This is a genomic window from Paenibacillus sp. IITD108, from assembly GCF_036541265.1.
GTDB lineage: Bacteria > Bacillota > Bacilli > Paenibacillales > Paenibacillaceae > Pristimantibacillus.
The window spans coordinates 1-13655 of sequence record NZ_JAZHCT010000045.1; the positions used below are offsets into that span (position 1 = coordinate 1).

The 13655-nt window shown below is 44.6% G+C and carries 12 protein-coding genes; 7 read left to right on the forward strand and 5 right to left on the reverse strand.

Going from position 1 to position 13655, the window contains the following annotated elements; translation table 11 throughout:
* Positions 1–279: 279 nt before the first annotated feature.
* From V1L65_RS25670 to mnmA, 3 genes are all read right to left on the reverse strand, one after another.
* Positions 280–1365 (reverse strand): copper resistance D family protein, encoded by a 1086-nt coding sequence (locus V1L65_RS25670; protein WP_331702142.1) that lies wholly within the window; start codon positions 1363–1365, stop codon positions 280–282.
* Positions 1365–1955, reverse strand: a complete 591-nt coding sequence (locus V1L65_RS25675; RefSeq protein WP_331702143.1) for a copper resistance protein CopC — start codon at positions 1953–1955, stop codon at positions 1365–1367. Before V1L65_RS25675 ends, V1L65_RS25670 begins: the two co-directional genes overlap by 1 nt.
* A 289-nt stretch (positions 1956–2244) precedes the next feature.
* A complete protein-coding gene (gene mnmA, locus V1L65_RS25680; protein WP_331702144.1) occupies positions 2245–3381 on the reverse strand; it encodes a tRNA 2-thiouridine(34) synthase MnmA in 1137 nt (378 codons plus the stop codon).
* A gap of 154 nt (positions 3382–3535) precedes the next feature.
* On the opposite strand from mnmA, the gene cymR reads away from it, so the two are divergent.
* From cymR to V1L65_RS25705, 5 genes are all read left to right on the forward strand, one after another.
* A complete protein-coding gene (cymR, locus tag V1L65_RS25685; RefSeq protein ID WP_331702145.1) occupies positions 3536–3955 on the forward strand; it encodes a cysteine metabolism transcriptional regulator CymR in 420 nt (139 codons plus the stop codon).
* A 24-nt stretch (positions 3956–3979) separates the two neighbouring features.
* Positions 3980–5149, forward strand: a complete 1170-nt coding sequence (locus tag V1L65_RS25690; protein ID WP_331702146.1) for a cysteine desulfurase family protein — start codon at positions 3980–3982, stop codon at positions 5147–5149.
* A gap of 6 nt (positions 5150–5155) precedes the next feature.
* Positions 5156–5692 carry a PRC-barrel domain-containing protein gene (locus V1L65_RS25695; RefSeq protein WP_331702147.1) on the forward strand — a complete coding sequence of 179 codons (537 nt, stop codon included), beginning with the start codon at positions 5156–5158 and terminating at the stop codon, positions 5690–5692.
* A gap of 13 nt (positions 5693–5705) precedes the next feature.
* A complete protein-coding gene (locus V1L65_RS25700; protein ID WP_331702148.1) occupies positions 5706–5897 on the forward strand; it encodes a hypothetical protein in 192 nt (63 codons plus the stop codon).
* 148 nt (positions 5898–6045) lie between these two features.
* On the forward strand, positions 6046–6534 hold the full coding sequence (locus V1L65_RS25705) for an SMI1/KNR4 family protein (RefSeq protein ID WP_331702149.1): 489 nt from the start codon (positions 6046–6048) through the stop codon (positions 6532–6534).
* A gap of 140 nt (positions 6535–6674) precedes the next feature.
* Here V1L65_RS25705 and V1L65_RS25710 read toward each other — a convergent pair whose 3' ends face one another.
* Positions 6675–8108, reverse strand: a complete 1434-nt coding sequence (locus V1L65_RS25710; protein WP_331702150.1) for an MBOAT family O-acyltransferase — start codon at positions 8106–8108, stop codon at positions 6675–6677.
* The gene (locus tag V1L65_RS25715; protein WP_331702151.1) at positions 8098–9207 is read right to left on the reverse strand and encodes a hypothetical protein; all 1110 of its coding nucleotides are present in this window, start codon (positions 9205–9207) and stop codon (positions 8098–8100) included. The genes V1L65_RS25710 and V1L65_RS25715 overlap by 11 nt, the downstream gene beginning before the upstream one ends.
* A gap of 235 nt (positions 9208–9442) precedes the next feature.
* On the opposite strand from V1L65_RS25715, the gene V1L65_RS25720 reads away from it, so the two are divergent.
* Both V1L65_RS25720 and alaS read left to right on the forward strand, forming a co-directional pair.
* Positions 9443–10513, forward strand: coding sequence for an AI-2E family transporter (locus V1L65_RS25720; RefSeq protein WP_331702179.1), 1071 nt, complete (start codon positions 9443–9445; stop codon positions 10511–10513).
* A 453-nt stretch (positions 10514–10966) separates the two neighbouring features.
* A complete protein-coding gene (gene alaS / locus V1L65_RS25725; protein WP_331702152.1) occupies positions 10967–13603 on the forward strand; it encodes an alanine--tRNA ligase in 2637 nt (878 codons plus the stop codon).
* Positions 13604–13655 lie beyond the last annotated feature (52 nt).

Here is a 13655-nt window from a genome sequence, read left to right on the forward strand (position 1 = left end):
GGGTAAAATGTAATTGGGTCACTATACTTCCTCCACATGTTAATCGTCGTTGATAACATTGTACTATGAGGGACATGTAGTGACCTCTTTCTTTTTACACAATTATACGGACATAACTTAGTCCTCTGATAAGCGCTATTTCAATGAAAACAGCTCATCTTAACTTGTAACGAATTGTAGCCGCTCTATTTGTGAACAAACCACGTTTTAGGTACCATTTGCCCTCAATATGATCGTCTGGCTTAAAATCGTCTAGCCTCGTTAGATTAGTAAGCTCTCTCACGCTATAGCAAACATTAGACCAAAATAGCCGAACAAGGATGCCAGGAGTCCCATTAACACGGAAGGAATAAGGCGCTGATTGCGATACGTCCATATAACTCCTCCAGCCATTAGCAAGGCAGCAGCAAACATAAGCAAACTTTCCGTATCAAGTGTGAACTGCAGCTGCAAATCGGGGCTAAAGCTGCCCTGATAGAAGCTTTTGAACAGTGATGAAGGAGAGGTTGTCTGCAGCGTATCCTTTACATTATGCGGCGGTGCCTGCTCTCCCATAACAGCTGTTGCAAATAATACAAGAAGTGCTAGTAGAGATTCTGCACGCAGCCACCCTCTCGGCTGGAAGTTTTCGTGCTTCTTTATTACTGAGCGATAGATAAAGCCGTTGCTGAAGGCGAACAGCAGCAGTGGCAGTAAAAGCAAATGCTTGATAAGCATCATTTGCCCATAAGGAAGCATCCAAGAATTCAAATATTGCTCTGTGGTGAAGCACATCAGTAAAAAGCCTGCTGTCAAAGCTATGATTACACAAACGATAGCAACAGGCGAGAACCAGCGCAGAAAGGACTCCCAGTTATTTTGATCGCGGGAAAACCAGCTGATGACGAACAAAATGCCAATCCAGACGGAGACAGACATAAAGTGCAGGGAATGAACGACCAAGCCTTTGAATGTATAAAGGGATGAGGCGTGGCTGCCGAAACCAACCCATACAAATAGCAAGAAAGTGATAAAAAGGGCTATGTACGGCATATGTTTGTCATTTCTGAAAGCTTTCAGCTGCAAAATTAAAAATAACCCGCAGCAGCCTACAGCAGTCCAAAGCCATGCTTTACCTAAATTAAATTCCAAAATAATGACCTTTGCCATTTCGCCATACGACATTTCTATATCTTTTATTAATGAAACCGTCAGCTGGTGAATTGGCGCAAAGGATAGTATCGGTATCGCTGCGACGATAACAAGCAAAAGAGGATGCGGAACAACGACAGAAGGCCTTCTGTCCTCCGGCACAAGCCGGAGCAGTAAGGCCCCTGTCAATATAGCAAAGCAGATATATAGCAAACCTTCGCTTGCATAAAGCATTATTTTTTCCTCCGGGCTGCCAGTACAATCAGTCCAATGACGATAATTGCTGCAGCGATAACAATATAAATTGTGCTTTTGGACGATGAATCCTTGTCAGCGCTGCTGTCGTCTGGAGCAGCTGAGGGCTGTACGGAAGCAGTAGGCTCTGCTGAAGGCTCAGTTGTAGGCTCGACTGTCGGCTCGGGCGAAGCTTCTGTACCCGGCGTTGCTTCCGGTTCGTTTGAAGGCTCGCTTGCAGCTGTTTTAACTTCAAATGTGTATTGTCCGTCAACCGCATGCCCGTCAGCGCCGATAATCGTCCATTTTACGGTATATTCATCGTTGGCAAGCGTGTCTGGAACCGTTCCTGACAATACTGCGCCATCCACTTTAATATCGCTAATGTTCATTTGCTCATCGCTGGAATTGAATAGCTTGAAAGTGCTCAGCTTCTCTATTTTTGTATTGAATGTCATTTGAATCGACTGCGGAGAAGCTTCTACTACAGATTCCTTGTCGGGAATTGCGTTCTCCAGCTTGGAATGGGCAAGGGCGGTGCCAGGCAGCATTACTAATAAAGCCAGCACGAGCCATACTATTTTTTTCATTTTGTTTGACCTCCTAATGATGTTTCATTCATGCAGCTGCTTAAGCAGAACGGTTTTATTATAGCAAAGCGAGCCGGGCTTGAATGTAGCTATATGTGGTCATTTCGTAACGAACCTTTGAACGTTGTATGACAAATCCACCAACAAGGAAACTTCTAATGAGTCGACGAAACTTTGGCTAGGTACAATGTCTAGATAAAATAAAAGTACAGTATAAGGAAAAACTTCTACTGTACTTTATTTTTCGCATCGCAGACTCTTGCCGCGATTTCATATTTATAAGCAGTTATTAAACTTCGGCATGCAGCGCATCCCGGCTAATTGCGTTTACTTTATCGATTGTGCCGCCGCCAAGGCAAATTTCACCATTGTACAGCACTACAGCCTGTCCAGGCGTAATAGCTTTCTGCGGCTTGTCAAAGACAATATGCGCTGTGCCGTCTTCGCCAGGCATGACAGTTACCCCTTGATCAGGCTGGCGGTATCTGAATTTTGCAGTGCAGACGATGGGCTCCATTGACTGCAGCGGCTTGATCCAATTCATTCCGGAAGCCTCGAGGCTTTCCGAATAAAGGCTTTCATGCTGCTCGCCCTGCACAACATACAAAATGTTTTGCTCCAAATCCTTGCTGGCTACGAACCACGGCTCGCCATTGCCGCCCCCCGAGCCGCCGATGCCAAGGCCTTGCCGTTGACCTAGCGTGTAGTACATCAATCCGTCATGTCGGCCTTTTTTCTCGCCTGTGCGAATATCGATCATATCGCCTGGCTGAGCTGGCAGATAGCCGCTTAGGAAGGTTTTGAAATTGCGCTCGCCGATAAAGCAGACGCCCGTGCTGTCTTTTTTCTTAGCGGTATGAAGCCCGGCCTCCTCGGCAATGCGGCGGACTTCCGGCTTAGGCAAGTGGCCGATTGGGAACATGGCCTTAGCTAGCTGCTTTTGATTCAAAGCACATAAAAAGTACGTTTGATCCTTATTGGCATCTACACCGCGCAGCAGCGTTGCTTCTCCGTTCTCATCGCGCTCCACTCTGGCGTAGTGTCCTGTAGCCAAATAATCTGCGCCAAGCTCAGTAGCTTTTTTAAGGAAATCACCGAATTTAATTTCTCTGTTGCACATAACATCGGGGTTGGGAGTGCGTCCCTTGCGATATTCATCCAGGAAATAGGAGAACACTTTGTCATAGTATTGTATCTCAAAATTTACCGTATAATAGGGGATGCCGATTTGCTCGCACACGCGGCGAACATCTTCAGAGTCCGCTTCGGCTGTGCAATGGCCGAATTCGTCAGTATCATCCCAGTTTTTCATAAATATTCCAATCACATCGTAGCCTTGCTGTTTAAGCAGGAGGGCTGTGACTGAAGAATCAACGCCGCCGGACATGCCGACAACGACTCTTGTTGAAGCATTATCTTTATTCATCTCTTACACCACCTTGTCGATTAAAACATGTCCTATTGTATCATAATATGAAATAATTTTCATGAAGTAGTCAACCTTTTTGCACAACTTATGCTATGGATGTGTTAACATATATAAATAATGGGGATACAATGATTTAAAGAGAGGTGCTACCTTGAAAATATCAACGAAGGGCCGTTACGGCTTAACAATTATGATGGAACTGGCAGCGAAATATGGAGAAGGTCCGATTTCCTTGAAGAGCATTGCAGAAAAAAATCAATTGTCGGAGCATTATTTGGAGCAATTGGTCGCTCCGCTTAGAAATGCAGGCTTGGTAAAAAGTATTCGCGGTGCATACGGCGGCTATATTCTTGCGGCTGAACCGGCCGACATTACAGCGGGTCAAATTATCCGTATATTGGAGGGCCCGATTTCGCCGGTTGATTTCACTGAAGAGGATGATCCAGCCAAACGCCAGCTGTGGCTTCGTATTCGCGATAGTATCGCAGAGGTGCTTGACAGCACGACTTTAGAGAATATGATTACTTATCAAGATGAGGAAAAAGCTGATAATTATATGTTCTACATATAATACAGCCGCTTAGAGGATAAAGAAATGAGAAGGATTTATTTCGATCATGCTGCAACGACGCCAATGCATCCGGATGTTATAGATGCAATGGTTCGCGTCATGCAATCACAAGCAGGAAATAGCTCCAGTGTACACGCCTTCGGCCGCATGGCGAAGGCGTGTTTGAGTGATTCGCGCGATCAAGCTGCCAAGCTGCTTGGATGCAGCCCGTCAGAGCTGCTCTTTACTTCGGGCGGGACAGAAAGCGATAATACAGCGCTGATCGGCGCAGCCTTCGCACAGCGCAAGCTTGGCAAAAATCACCTGATTACGACTGAAGCTGAACATCATGCTGTTCTTCATACGATGAAATGGCTGGAGAAGGAGCATGGCTTTGCGGTGACCATATTGCCGGTCGATCAGGCCGCCCGCGTAGCTGCCGACACGGTGAAGCAAGCGCTGCGACCTGAGACAGGGCTCGTCAGCATTATGCACGGCAACAACGAAATCGGTTCGCTTCAGCCGATTAAACAGATTGGCGAAGTTGTACAGCAGGCAGGCGCGCTGTTTCATGTGGATGCCGTGCAGACGCTGAGCTCCGAGGAATATCATCTGCATGCGCTTCCTGTCGATTTAATGAGCTTTTCAGCTCATAAAATTAACGGGCCGCAAGGCGTAGGGGTTTTATATATCGCAAACGGGACTCCTTTCGAAGCGATTATTCATGGCGGGTCGCAGGAGCGCAAACGACGTGCGGGCACTGAAAATATCGCAGGTGCAGCCGGATTTGCCGCTGCGCTAAAAATTTGTGTGGAAAATAGAAAAAATAAGCAACTTTTCATGGACGAGCTGCGTAAAAGATGGATAGAGCTGCTGCGAGAGCATATTCAAATGATTCCGCTCGTCGTTCATGAAAGCAAAGGGCATCAGCTTCCGCAAATCGTTAATATTAGCTTTGTCGGAATTGATACAGAAACGATGCTGATGAATTTGGATATGGAAGGAATCGCTGCTGCAAGCGGTTCTGCCTGCACGTCAGGCTCCCTGGAAAGATCGCATGTGCTTCGCGCCATGCGTATTCCTGCAGAAGAAATGGATTCTGCTGTGAGATTTAGTTTTGGTTTGGGGAATACTTTGGAGGAGCTAGAATACGCAGCTCCAATCGTTGCCAAAATTGTGAGCCGCGTTCAAGAGATGAACTCGGGAGGACAATAATCCAAAGTGATAAAACTTCAACAACTTATCGGCTTGTCTGTTTTCGTCATGCATTCAGGCAAACGAATCGGCACAGTAAAGGATGCTTGGTTTGACGAGCATTGGCAGCTAAATGGCATTATCATAGACTTTGCGAGCTGGTTCGCTACTTCATTAAAGGTTGTGCCATGGTCTGAAGTGTTGTCTTGTGGTGAAGACGTCGTATTGATTAGCAGTGAAAAAGCGATTGTTCGCATGAAATCTAATCAAATTATGCGCGCGTTTTACACCGGCGTTACAAAATTAAAGGATTTGCCAGTCGTAACGGTGCAGGGCATGCAGCTTGGCCGAGTGTCCGATGTTTATTTTTATCCATTTCAGGGTACACAAATAGTAGGCTACGAGCTTACGGACGGTTTTGTTTCGGATTTGATGGAGGGACGCAGGTGGTTGAAGGCGCCGAGTGACAAGGAGCAAATTATGCTTGGCGAGGATGCTATTATCGTTCCTGCTGTCAGCGAAGCGGAATTGGAGCCAGTCGCAGCTTCCAATTTCACTAGGTAGGGAGAATGGTAGTATGAAATGTCCGAATTGCAATTCGAAAGATATCGGAAAAATCGGTTCTCATCAATTTTATTGCTGGGGCTGTTTTATTGAATTGACTGTTAATGGCGACAAAATGTCGGTATATCAGGTTGAAGAGGATGGGACGCTCAGCTCGCTGGACGATCTTTTCTTTGAAGATGAAATTGTGCAAGTACAACTATAAGCGGCTGGAAGCAGCTGCATAATGAAATAAGATGACAAACAGCTTCGAACGGGCAGTACAGGTGCAAAGAGCTTGAAGAACATTTCTTCAAGCTCTTTTTGAATGCTATGTTAAGCAATTATTATAGAAATTTATAAGAAGGTGAAATATGAAAAATAATATTGAAAAATTTATTAATTGGGCTAGAGAAGAAAAGTGGAATATAATCGAGCAATCTAAAACTGATTTAAATCTGGATAAAGAGATAGTGACTAGATATAAGGAATTTCCACCCGAGTACAAGCTATTTTTGAAAATGGTTAAACAATGCATAACGCCGAACGATAAAACTTGGTTTGTTTGTGAAAGCGAGTACAATAATGAGTCAGAGTTTAGATGGAATGAATTTGAATGGCTAAGTTTAGAAGCAGCAGAGAACGATGGAAATTGGAAATCGGATATTATAAAGTGGTGGGATAATTACTTGCCGATCGTAATGTCAGTAGATGGAGGATATTCCTTTTATGCAATGGATTTAACGTACGATGCAGGAGCAATTGTAAGAGGATATGAACCGGAGTTTGAAGAGGTAGAAAAAGTAGCTGACAATCTTGACGAATTTCTCCAGTTGATTATGTCTAACGCAATAATAATGTAGAACAATAAATCAATAATAGTGCCGAAAAGTGAATGGGGACAAATCCTGCTAATATACATCATTTTAATGAAAATTTGATTAGTATTTCAGCAGGAATGTCCCCATTAATAATTTTGATCGGATCATGTTCCGTCAATAAATTAGAATTGGAAGTAAATAAAGCTGCTTCCTTCGCTATGCACAAGATATGAAAGGATGACCGTAGCTAAAATCGCATACACAGCACCGCGTACAATTGCCGGGATCCTCCGCTGCCAGAAGCTTGCAACAGCACCGAAATACTTGACAGCTATCGCTTCAATAATATGAAGTGCATATAGACAAATGACTACGATGCAAAGATGTGACAGCTCCGGCGTCAGCTCTACGTGCTGAATTGTCAGCATGCGCTTAATTAACAGTAAAGCCTCGCTAAATGTGTTTGCTCTAAAAAACACCCATCCAATAACAGTCAGCTGAAAAAAAATGAAAACTGCGAATATGTGATAAATGCGGCTGCTCCAAATCGCTTCCAATTTGCATTTTTTAATAATAATTTTGTACATGCGATGTCCGGCAGACAGCACCCCGTGATAAACACCCCAAATAATAAATGTCCACGCTGCGCCGTGCCATAAGCCTGAAATTGCCATAGCGGCAATCAGATTGAAATAGATGCGCCAGTTAGCAACTCGCGAGCCGCCTAGCGGGATGAAAATGTAATCCCTGATCCACTGTGATAATGTAATATGCCATCTTCTCCAAAATTCATTGGCGTTAGCGCTCAAGTACGGCGTACGGAAGTTAAGGTCGAGCTGAAGCCCGAGCAGCAGTCCGATACCGACAGCCATCTCGCTGTAGGCAGAGAAATCAAAATAGATTTGAAAGGCGAATAAATAGGAAGCGAGCCAAGCCTCAACGCCGCTTAAGGAGCTGGCGCGGTCATAGTAGTCATTGACATACGGCGCAATGTATTCGACGATGACAAGCTTTTTGATTAGTCCTAAACAAATGTACGTGACGCCTAGCTTGAAGCGATTGCTTTCCGGTCTGATTTGTTTGATTGCTTCAAGCTGCGGCAAGAAATCATTGCCTCGCAAAATCGGTCCTGCAGCCGAGTGGGCAAACAAAGCGATAAATACCCAAAATTGCAGCAAGGAACGGCTTGGCTGCAGCTGCTTGCGGTAAACGTCGATCAAATAAGCAATAAGCTGAAAGGAATAAAAGGATATGCCGATCGGCAATAAAATGGATCGATCCGCTAAAATCGTTCCAGACAGGTCAAATTGAAAGCCAAGCAGTCTTTCCATATTTCCAATTAAAAAAATCGAATATTTAAAAAAGCTAAGATTGCCAAGTACTATCGTAAGTCCGCTTGCAAGCGCAAGCTTTCTCCATTTCGTTTGCAGGCCTTTCGAAATAAAATAGACGGATGAAACGACAATGAAAAATAATACAAAATATGAAAAGCCCGCATAAGCGTAAAATAAGGCGTTGGCGATTGCTAAAATATACATTCTTGCTTTTGGCAGGAGATAGAATAGCAGCGCTACAATAATTAGAAAAAACAAAAAAATAGGTGAATTAAAGAGCATTGCCCGTTCTCCTCTCCTGCCATAAGCCCCATACGATGTCTGCAAGCAGCTTGTTGCCGTCCTTGGTCAAATGAACATGATCCGTAAAATAATCAGATGGAATTTTATCCTGCAAATTAATAAAGTCAACGTTGTTGTCCTGCAAATATTTATTAATCGCCAGCAAATTTTGCTGATAGCCAGTAGTGCTGACTTCTTTTTTGGAAAGCTCGCTATTGCCGCCTGCTACAAATACAAGCATGTTTTTGCCTGCTTGATGCTTAATTATTTTGTTCATAAAATAAACGCCCCAGTTGCTTTCTTCCATAACAAACGGCTCCGGATTAAAAAAGCTTAAATATTCAGGCCTTTGCAATCGGTCATCCGTATATTTTTTTTCGTACCACGGCTTGGGATTGCCTAGCAGATCGCTGTCCTTTTTTTCCTGTTCCCAATAGCTCTCAATTATACCCTTGTATTTGTAGAGCGGAAAAATATTAAGCAGCTTATGCGTGTAAGTATCCTCGATATAGCTCCAGCCTGTTTTATAAACGTAATAATCTTTTATAAGCTGATCTTTGACATCAGCAAAAGACGGCGGATCAAGCTGCCGCAAGTGATCTCCGAGCCAAAAAACAGCTCTTGGCCCTTCGGAACGGTCGACAAAAGCAGAGTAAGTGAGTCCGATAATAAGATTGTCGGTTTTGATTCCCTTTTTCTCCAGCATCAACAGCAGCGTATAAATGTCGCCGGCCTGCATCGAAGGCATGGAAAGATTGAATACAACTTGCCTATGCTGCGGATTTTGCTGGCTTAAGTCATTCAAATATTTACCAAGTGAATGATCCGATCGTTCGTTGGTTCCCCAGGCCACGGAGTTGCCGGCCATAATAATGTAATCCTCCAGCTTGTCCTTTTGTATGGTATTGGCGATTTCCTCAACGACTACATCGAATGTAGTGCGATCATCAAGAAATATTGGATATTTGATACGGTAATGATAGACGGTGTCCAGATTGACATAGCCGCTAATTACACTCTGCATGCCAATAAAAAAGATAAGTGCGAAAAGTCCCGTTAAAGTGCCATTGTATTTTTTGAAAATCGTGCGAATCGACATAATGCCTCCCAATAAACTTCTAATATATATGGATACCTGCAGAACAGGGGACTATAGTTGTTAAGCAAAAAAATGGGTCAGCTTCGTATCACCTGTATGATTATATCAAAATCAGAATGAAAAGTGTTGGGGTTCAAGTATGGTATTTATAACTTGTACATATACTTAAATGCAATGCTTAATTGACACTGCTGACGCCTAAGACAATTGTGCCTTGCTGCTGGAGGTGGAAATGATGGAACGCTTTACGAATAATCGTTTGTTTCAATGGCTCATATACTTCATTTTATGCCTAATTGCCATTTACTTGCTGCTGCAGCTAAAGCCGATGCTGCTTAATATATATGTATTTCTGCGGGCTGTGCTAGGTCCTTTTATAATCGCTATGATAATCTCTTATGTGTTAAACCCGATCGTTACGATGCTGCATGAGCGCAATGTCCCCAGAACGATAGCTGTGCTGTTAATTTACGCTGTTTTTTGTGCGGCCCTGACCGTTATTCTCGTTAATGCCATACCGATGTTTATTAACCAGGTGCAGGAGCTGAACCGACATATGCCGGAGCTGTCGATGCGAGCGCAAAATTTAGTATCCGATATTAATAATACGTCGCTGCTGCCAGAAAGCTTTAGAGAGAGCTTAAATAAAATGCTTGTGCATTCGGAGAAAAAAATTAGCGAAACCTTAATGGACTTCGTCAATAATATAGGCGAGATGTTGAACGCCGTTTTTGTAGCCTTTATCATTCCGTTTCTCGCTTTCTACATATTGAAGGATTTCGATGTGTTTGAAAGGACTATTATTACCTATGTGCCGAAGTCGCATCGCAAAAATGCTGTCCGATTAATGAAGGATATCGATCATGCGCTCGGCAGCTATATTCGCGGTCAGTTTCTAGTTTGTGTAATTGTCGGCATGCTCGCTTATTTTGGCTATCTGATTATTGGCATGCCATATGCGTTGCTGCTGGCCAGTGTTGTAGCTATTACGAACATTATTCCTTACATGGGCCCGTTTTTCGGAGCTGCTCCTGCTATATTGATGGCTTCAACCGTCTCGTTCAAAATGGTCATTATGGTAGCTGTAGTGAATACCATTTGTCAAATATTAGAGGGCAATGTTATTTCTCCGCAGGTCGTGGGGCGGACGCTGCATATGCATCCTCTGTTTATTATATTCGCTTTGCTCGTCGGCGGCGAAATAGCAGGCATAGTAGGCATGATATTGGCAGTGCCGATCTTTGCCGCTTGCAAAGTTATTGTCCAGCATATGTTTGCTTATTACGTAAGGAGAAAGATCATTTGACAGCAGTAATCGCTTATGGCTATAATCTGAACAGGCATATATGAAAGCGTTGATGAAAATAAGTAAGCTACTGCCCATCAATCAGAGAGAAGGCTCCTTCGTTGTTTGTTTTGCGCGCGCAAGCAGAGCATTGTGCTAATGGCAAATAAACTGCGCTGGCTGAGAGAGCTTTAGGATGAAGAGTAGCCGAACGCTGTTTCGGAGCGTGAATAAACTTCACCGGCTGGACCCGTTATAGTCCGATAAGGCGATTGCGCTCGAGCTGCGCAATAACCAGGGTGGTACCGCGAATTCATTCGTCCCTGTCATTGACAGGGGCGTTTTTTAAAATTATAAGACTTTATAAGTTTTACTATAACTTGTGCTTATAATTCCCGAGAAACCGAGCGTTCCCAGAAAAGGGAGCAAGCGTTTCTTCTTAATTTTCAAGTTGTCAGGGAGGAAATTATTAAGATGAAAGCTAGTGAAATCCGTGCAAAATGGCTTGCTTTTTTTGAAAGTAAAAGTCATAAAATTGAACCGAGCGCTTCGCTTGTGCCTCACAATGATCCATCGCTGCTATGGATAAATGCAGGTATGGCACCGCTAAAGCCTTATTTTGACGGTCGTGTTATTCCTGAAAATCCGAGAATGACCAACTCTCAAAAATGTATCCGCACAAATGATATAGAGAATGTCGGCAAAACGCGCCGTCATCATACTTTTTTCGAAATGCTCGGCAACTTCTCAATCGGCGATTATTTTAAGAAGGAAGCGATTGAATGGGCGTGGGAATTTCTAACGGATCCGAAATGGATTGGCTTTGATCCGCAGCGCTTGTCCGTAACGGTATATGTTGAGGACGAGGAAGCTTACAACCACTGGCATAATGTAATTGGTTTGCCGGAGGAGCGTATTTATAAGTTAAAGGAAGATAATTTCTGGGATATCGGCGAGGGGCCATGCGGACCTTGTACAGAAATTTTTTATGACCGCGGCGACAAGTATGGAGATTTGGCTGATCCGGAGTGCTGGCCAGGCGGAGAAAATGAACGTTTCCTGGAAGTATGGAATTTGGTATTTTCTCAATTCAACCATAATAAGGACGGCAGCTATACGCCGCTTCCGAAAAAAAATATTGATACAGGCGCAGGCCTGGAGCGCTTCGCATCGATTTTGCAGGACGTTGATTCCAACTTTGATACCGACTTGTTCCTGCCTATTATTGAGCGTGTAGCTCATATGTCTAATGTCACTTATCGCAGCAGCGAGGAATCCGATATTGCGATGAAAGTAATTGCTGACCATATTCGCACAGTCGTATTCGCAGTAGGCGATGGCGTGATGCCATCCAACGAAGGCAGAGGCTATATTATCCGCCGCTTGCTGCGCCGTGCTGTAAGATACGGAAAAACATTAGGCTTGGATCGTCCGTTCCTGTATGAGCTGACAGCTGTTGTTGGCGATATTATGGGCGTATACTACCCGGAGGTAGTACAAAAGCGCGAGTTTATCGAGCGAGTTATCCGTACAGAGGAGGAGCGCTTCCACGAAACATTGTCCGATGGCCTTGTTCTATTATCTACGCTTGCGGAGGAAGCAAAGAAAAACGGCGCAGCTGTAATAGGCGGCGAAGATGCTTTCAGGCTGTATGATACGTACGGATTTCCGTTTGATTTAACGGAGGATTTTGCTGCTGAGCATGGTATGACTGTTGACCGTGAAGGATTTGATCTTGCGATGCAGGCACAGCGCGCCCGTGCCCGCGCAGCTCGTCAAGATACAGGAAGCATGAAGGTACAGGGCGGACCTTTATCGGATATTACGGATAAAAGTGAGTTTGTTGGCTATAATGACTTGGTAGCCAGCACTAAAGTTATTGCGATTGTTCTGGATGATGAGCTTGCTACTGAAGCGCATGAAGGCAATCAAATTGCTGTTATTCTGGACCGTACGCCTTTTTATGGCGAAAGCGGCGGACAGATTGGCGATAAAGGTACTATTACAGGCGAAGGCTTTGTATTAGAAGTGCAGGATGTCACGAAGGCTCCGCACGGTCAGCATGTGCATCACGCTGCGGTTGTAACGGGCACTGTACGTGCTGGCGATACAGCTGTAGCAGAGGTTTCCCGCGCCGTACGCGAGGATATCGTAAAGAATCATACAGCTACGCATTTGCTGCATAAGGCGCTCAAGCAAGTGCTCGGCGAACATGTGAATCAAGCCGGATCATTGGTGCAGGCTGAACGTTTGCGCTTTGACTTCTCTCATTTTGGAAGTATCACTGCAGAGGAACTGCAGCAAATTGAACGCCGTGTCAATGAGCAGATATGGCTCGGGACGAATGTTCAGATTGAAAGCAAATCGATCGATGATGCGAAGGCTATGGGCGCAATGGCGTTGTTTGGAGAAAAATATGGCGATATCGTGCGCGTCGTCCAAATTAGCGATTACAGTATTGAGCTTTGCGGCGGCTGCCATGTCGGTAATACTTCGCAGATCGGAATGTTCAAGCTGCTCGGCGAGAGCGGAATTGGCTCTGGCGTAAGAAGAATTGAAGCCGTTACTGGAAGACATGCATATAATTATTATGAAGAACAGCTAGCAGTGCTGAACCAAGCAGCAGCTCAGCTTAAATCAAGCGCAGCGGATGTGCCAAAACGCATCGATGCCATGCTTGCCGAAGTCAAAGAGCTTTCTCGCGACAATGAATCGCTGCAGGCGAAGCTAAGTCATATTGAAGCGGGCTCCCTAGAAGAAAAGGCAATACAGGCTGGCGCAGTTAAGGTGCTGTGCGCAGAAGTTAATGCCCCTACGATGGACGCGCTTAGAGGAATTGTCGATGAGCTGAAGGTCAAGCTAGAATCCAGCGTCATTGTGCTGGGCGCTGTGCAAGAGGATAAGGTTAATTTTGCTGCAGCCGTTTCGGCCGATCTCGTTAAACAAGGCTTCCATGCAGGCAAGATTATTAAAGAAGCTGCTGCGCATTGCGGCGGCGGTGGCGGCGGGCGTCCTGATATGGCACAGGCAGGCGGCAAGGATAAGTCTAAATTAAGTGAAGCATTGAAACTTGTAGAAGAACTAGTTGTTAAGCAAGCAAATGTGATATGATAGAGGTGCATATAATTCGCCGGTAAACGCTCCTGACCAAAAGACGGCGGAG

What these genes read in the sequence shown, in the direction of transcription:
- V1L65_RS25715 (WP_331702151.1), bottom strand. Translation starts at nt 9,207, where the DNA reads ATGTCGATTCGCACGATTTTCAAAAAATACAATGGCACTTTAACGGGA.
- V1L65_RS25705 (WP_331702149.1), top strand. Translation starts at nt 6,046, where the DNA reads ATGAAAAATAATATTGAAAAATTTATTAATTGGGCTAGAGAAGAAAAG.
- V1L65_RS25670 (WP_331702142.1), bottom strand. Translation starts at nt 1,365, where the DNA reads ATGCTTTATGCAAGCGAAGGTTTGCTATATATCTGCTTTGCTATATTG.
- V1L65_RS25690 (WP_331702146.1), top strand. Translation starts at nt 3,980, where the DNA reads ATGAGAAGGATTTATTTCGATCATGCTGCAACGACGCCAATGCATCCG.
- V1L65_RS25710 (WP_331702150.1), bottom strand. Translation starts at nt 8,108, where the DNA reads ATGCTCTTTAATTCACCTATTTTTTTGTTTTTTCTAATTATTGTAGCG.
- mnmA (WP_331702144.1), bottom strand. Translation starts at nt 3,381, where the DNA reads ATGAATAAAGATAATGCTTCAACAAGAGTCGTTGTCGGCATGTCCGGC.
- V1L65_RS25700 (WP_331702148.1), top strand. Translation starts at nt 5,706, where the DNA reads ATGAAATGTCCGAATTGCAATTCGAAAGATATCGGAAAAATCGGTTCT.
- V1L65_RS25720 (WP_331702179.1), top strand. Translation starts at nt 9,443, where the DNA reads ATGGAACGCTTTACGAATAATCGTTTGTTTCAATGGCTCATATACTTC.
- V1L65_RS25675 (WP_331702143.1), bottom strand. Translation starts at nt 1,955, where the DNA reads ATGAAAAAAATAGTATGGCTCGTGCTGGCTTTATTAGTAATGCTGCCT.
- alaS (WP_331702152.1), top strand. Translation starts at nt 10,967, where the DNA reads ATGAAAGCTAGTGAAATCCGTGCAAAATGGCTTGCTTTTTTTGAAAGT.